3 protein-coding genes are annotated in these 4,713 nt (G+C 64.2%); 2 read left to right on the forward strand and 1 reads right to left on the reverse strand.

The annotated features are described in order from the left end of the window. The coding region (locus ACLP25_RS26880) for a DNA translocase FtsK (protein WP_442472168.1) at window positions 1–646 on the forward strand (646 nt) is incomplete at its 5' end. A 527-nt stretch (window positions 647–1,173) separates the two neighbouring features. On the opposite strand, the gene ACLP25_RS26885 is transcribed toward ACLP25_RS26880, so the two are convergent. Beyond that, complete coding sequence (locus ACLP25_RS26885; RefSeq protein ID WP_442472169.1) at window positions 1,174–2,925, reverse strand: MOSC domain-containing protein; 1,752 nt, start codon at window positions 2,923–2,925, stop codon at window positions 1,174–1,176. A gap of 975 nt (window positions 2,926–3,900) precedes the next feature. Here ACLP25_RS26885 and ACLP25_RS26890 point away from each other — a divergent pair. Continuing rightward, the coding region (locus ACLP25_RS26890; protein ID WP_442472170.1) for an aldo/keto reductase at window positions 3,901–4,713 on the forward strand (813 nt) is incomplete at its 3' end.

Here is a 4,713-nt window from a genome sequence, read left to right on the forward strand (position 1 = left end):
GGCCGGCAAGGACATCGAGGGCGCGATCCAGCGCCTCGCCCAGATGGCGCGCGCCGCCGGCATCCACCTGATCATGGCGACCCAGCGGCCTTCCGTCGACGTCGTCACCGGCACGATCAAGGCGAACTTCCCGACCCGCATCTCGTTCCAGGTCACGAGCAAGATCGACAGCCGCACCATTCTCGGCGAGCAGGGCGCCGAGCAGCTCCTCGGCCAGGGCGACATGCTCCACATGGCCGGCGGCGGCCGAATTTCCCGCGTGCACGGGCCCTTCGTCTCCGACCCGGAGGTCGAGAAGGTCGTGGCCCACCTCAAGAAGCAGGGCAGCCCCGAATACCTTCACGCCATCACCGAGGAAGACGACGCCGAGAGCGAGGAGGGACCGCCGCCATCGCCAGGTTCGATGGACGACGAGGAGGCCGGCGACTATTACGACCGCGCCGTCAACATCGTGCTGCGCGACCGGAAGGTGTCGACGAGCTACATCCAGCGCCGCCTGTCGGTCGGCTACAACAAGGCGGCTTCGCTCGTCGAGCGGATGGAGAAGGAGGGCGTCGTCAGCGCCCCCAACCATTCGGGCAAGCGCGAGATTCTGGTCGGGAACGGGGTGGACCGGGGCGCTTTCGAGGACCTCAGCGAAGACTGAGCGGGGCCTCTCTCGGCCGCCGGACGTCTGCCATTTGCAACTCCGTTTTCAGCCTTTTCAAGGGGTTGCGGCGCCATTTGCAATCCGCCCGACCACCCGAGCACACCGTTCCAGGACTGGCGCGATCAGCAATATACATTATAGAATAGAGTAATAGCCCGTTGCCACGTCGTCTTTTCCGCCCATCCAGAGAACCCTATCACATATTCTGATTTAGGGAAAGCCTTTGCTCGCCTCGGCCCTCGCTCGCTGCGAGACGCGGAAGACTTTCTGAACCTCCCTGCCAAGAGAGCCAAAACCCTTCGGCCGGACCCGACGCAAAAGGCCGCCGCTCGCGCGCAGCGCAAAGGTGCGACCGTCGAACTTGTCCGGCGACTATGAAGGACGCAGCATAGCCGACGCAGAGGGTCTCGGGCCCGGCGCCCTGCGGGTGGGACGAGTGATCGGCCTAACCCGGCGCAGCCACAGAATCACTTGCGGCTGACGCTCCCGCTCGCGGACCGGGACTGCGGCAGGAGATCTGCCCGTTACAGATCGACAACGACGTCGCCAACCGGACGCGAACAGCAGATGAGCAGGTTGCCCGTTGCCGGCAGGTCGAGCGGCTGAGGCTCGTACGCGACCTTTCCCGAGATAAGACCGCTCTCACAGTTGTGGCAGACGCCGGTCCGACATGCCCAGCGCACCGGGACGTCGCACGCCTCGGCCAGTTCCAGCAGGCTCTGATAGCCCGATGGATTCCAGTGGGCGGCTACGCCGCTGCGCGCGAACGAGACGAGGGGGCCGGTTTCGAGGTCGACCGGCGGCCGATGCGGAGTCTTCTTCGCGGCGCCAACGACGCCCGGCGTCGACGACTCACCACCGTTGAAGATCTCAACATGAATACGATCCGGCCTGACGCCGAACTCCGCCAGGGCGGCTCTCATGTCCGCCATGAAGCGGCTCGGCCCACAGAGGTAGACGTCGGCGTCCGGCGTCAGACCAACCTTGTCGAACTCCGCCCTCGAGAGATGGCCCGCGGCGTCAAAGTCCGTTCCAAGCCGGTCGGCGAGCTCCGGTCGGCTGAACGAGACATAGCTGCGGCCGTGCGCCAGGTCCGAGACAAGGCGCCGAACCTCGGCGGCGAACGGAAAGTGCTTTCCGTCGCGTGCGGCGTGCACCCATAGCACCGGACGCGACGAACGCGCCGACGACATGGCGTGGAGCATTGCAAGGACCGGCGTCGCCCCGATCCCTGCGCTGAGAAGCGCCACGGGCCCGTCGCCGGACTGAAGGGTGAAGCTTCCGCGCGGCGAGCTGACCTCGAGAACATCGCCCATCCTCACGTGATCCCTCAGGTAGGCGCCCCCCGCGCCGTTGGGCTCGATCTTCACGCTGATCCGATAGCGATCCGTCGAGAGGGGTCCCGAAAGCGAGTAGCTGCGAAAGAGCGGCGCGCCGCGGACGCTGGGTCGAAGGCGCAGCACGACGTACTGGCCTGGCAGCGCTTCCGGCAGCGGCTCGCCGTCGGAGCGCTGCATCGTCAGCGACACGACATCGGCCGATTCCTGGTCGATCGCCGTCACCTTCAGCGGCCGGAATCCCGGCGCGGCCGGATGCGCAGCCGATCCCGGCGCGAGTCCCGCATTGCCGTCCGACCGACTATTCAGCAACGCGACGAACGACTTCCGCCAGCCAGTCGAGAGCGCCGCAATCTGCGACGCACGTTCCAGTCGGTCGCGCGGATGCTGAGGGGAATAGAGCAGCGCGTTGACCTCTGCGACCGACATCCGCGCCTTGCCCTCCTCGACCTTAACGATCGCGTCGCCGGCGCCAACCTCGCCCTCCTCCAGGACACGGAAGTAGAATCCCGGTCGCCCGCTGGACGTCAGGAGCGCCGCCATGCGGGGCTCATTCATGCGAATTCCGACGCGATAGCAGGTAACCCTGGGCTGCGTGACCTCGAACAAGGCGCTGCCGATCCGATAGCGATCGCCGATGTAGACGCCGTCGTCAGGCAAGCCTTCGACGGTGAAGTTCTCGCCGAATTGGCCGTAGACAAAGTCCGTCCTTCCGAGCTGTTCCTGCCAGTAGCGGTAGGACTCGATCTGGTAGACGAAGACTGCACGATGCTCCCCTCCATGCCCGGCGAGATCGCCCTGACCGTCTCCGTTGAGATTCAACCGACCGACGCGACAGCGCCCCTGCACCGGATCCTTCCAGACGCCGGTGTGCACCGTCATGCCCCTCCACACGATGTCGCGTGGCAGACCGACATTGACGGACAGCAATCGCGTCATGGCGTCAGCTCAAGACCGCGCCGTCCGCGGGACCGAACGGCTCCGACGCCGAAAGAACCCCATCCCGACCGAACTGCCGCTGGCCTGATCCGAACGAAGCGCCGTCGGAAGGATACGCCCACCGCCACCGAGTTGCTCGTCGCGACCACGGGGAGCCTCCTCTGCCCGGTCCATCTGAATGCTAAGTATTGTACGGGCTTTGGGGCCGCCAGTAGACGATGGTGTCGTCGAGACCATGGTGTTGATCCGGCTTGCCTTGGCGACCGGAAGGCGCGACGTGAGCCCGGAGATCGAGCCCGCCAGTATTCACGCCGAGACCGCCCATTGGGCGCCAGTTCGGCGATGCGCCGTCCCATCGACAATTGATACGAAAGCCCAGATAAGCCAGCGCCTTCGCAGGGGCGCGCTGGCCGACCCACAGCCGCCGCGACAATGAGGTTATCGCTGAAGTATTGCCGTCACTCGGAGAACGCGAGCTTGTCGTCCGAACAAAGGCGCGCCGAGGAGGTCGCGGTATTCGTCGGCCAGTAGAGTGCGACGTTGTCAAGATGTCGTCGTGCGTCGGGCGCCTCTGTGGCGCGCCTCTCATGATTTTTGGGTTCGCCGACACCTTCGTCCAATGGCGTCCAACTCTTGAAAACGTCATGGTTACGCGACGTGTCATCTTCTCGCAACGGTGACGCTGAGAAGGCAGACTGCCGGAGGAAAATACAGTCACGACGCGATCCAGGGTACCGCGATCAGGACGAGAGTGAAACTAACGCCGCGTGGGAGCCTCAATGGGAGACCGGTTCATTGACGTAAAAGTGATGTCCCGAGCCAGCCGATCTTCGGGCGAAATCACGCGCCAGAGCCCAACGATGTTCAGAAAAGGCCTGGTCGGAGTGGCGCGCCTCGACGGCAGGGTCACCTGCGAACGCACCATCGAATCGTCACCTACTTAAAGGGCTTAGTGCCGACCAAAGGAGAGTCAGCATGGCGACCCCCGACGCGCTTCGCTATACGAGGATTCCTCTTAACGATGGATCCGGCTCGATCCCCGCCGTCGGGTTTGGCACGCTGATACCCGACCCTCTCGCAACCAAAGAAGCGACCAAGACGGCGCTGGAAGTGGGATTTCGACATTTCGATTGTGCAGAGCGCTACCGCAATGAAGAGGCGGTTGGCGAGGCGATGCAGGCGACGTTCAGGGCGGGAGCGATCCGACGGGAGGACGTGTTCATCACCACGAAGCTATGGAACACCAATCATCGTCCTGAGCGGGTCAGGCCCGCCTTTGACGCCAGCCGCCGGCGACTGCAAATCGACACTGTCGATTGCTATGTCATTCATACCCCTTTTGCCTTTCGCCCCGGCGACGAGCAGGACCCGAGGGACGAGCGCGGTCAGGTCATCTATGATTCCGGGGTGACATTGGTCGAAACGTGGCGAGCGCTCGAGCGCCTCGTGGACGACGGTCGGTGCAAGTCGATCGGCCTGTCGGATGTCAGCTTGGAGAAGCTGCGGGAGATCGTCGCGGCCGCGCGGATCAAGCCTGCGGTGGTGCAAGTCGAATCCCATCCGTATCTCCCTGAATGGGAGCTACTCGACTTCTGTCGGGAGCACGGCATTGTGCTGCTGGCGTTTGCAGCGTTGGGACACGGCTTGGATCCGAAAATGCTGGACGACCCCGTGATCACAGCCATCGCACAGCGCGTCCAGAAGACGCCGGCTCAAGTTGCGCTCGCCTGGGCCGTGCAACGCGGCACGGCTTTCCTGACCACCTCGACCAAACCTCGCCGTATCCAG

It is taken from the genome of Roseiarcus sp., assembly GCF_052145395.1.
GTDB lineage: Bacteria > Pseudomonadota > Alphaproteobacteria > Rhizobiales > Beijerinckiaceae > Roseiarcus.

Excerpts from the sequence above, each read along its gene's own strand:
- ACLP25_RS26885 (WP_442472169.1), bottom strand. The coding sequence starts at position 2,925 with ATGACGCGATTGCTGTCCGTCAATGTCGGTCTGCCACGCGACATCGTG.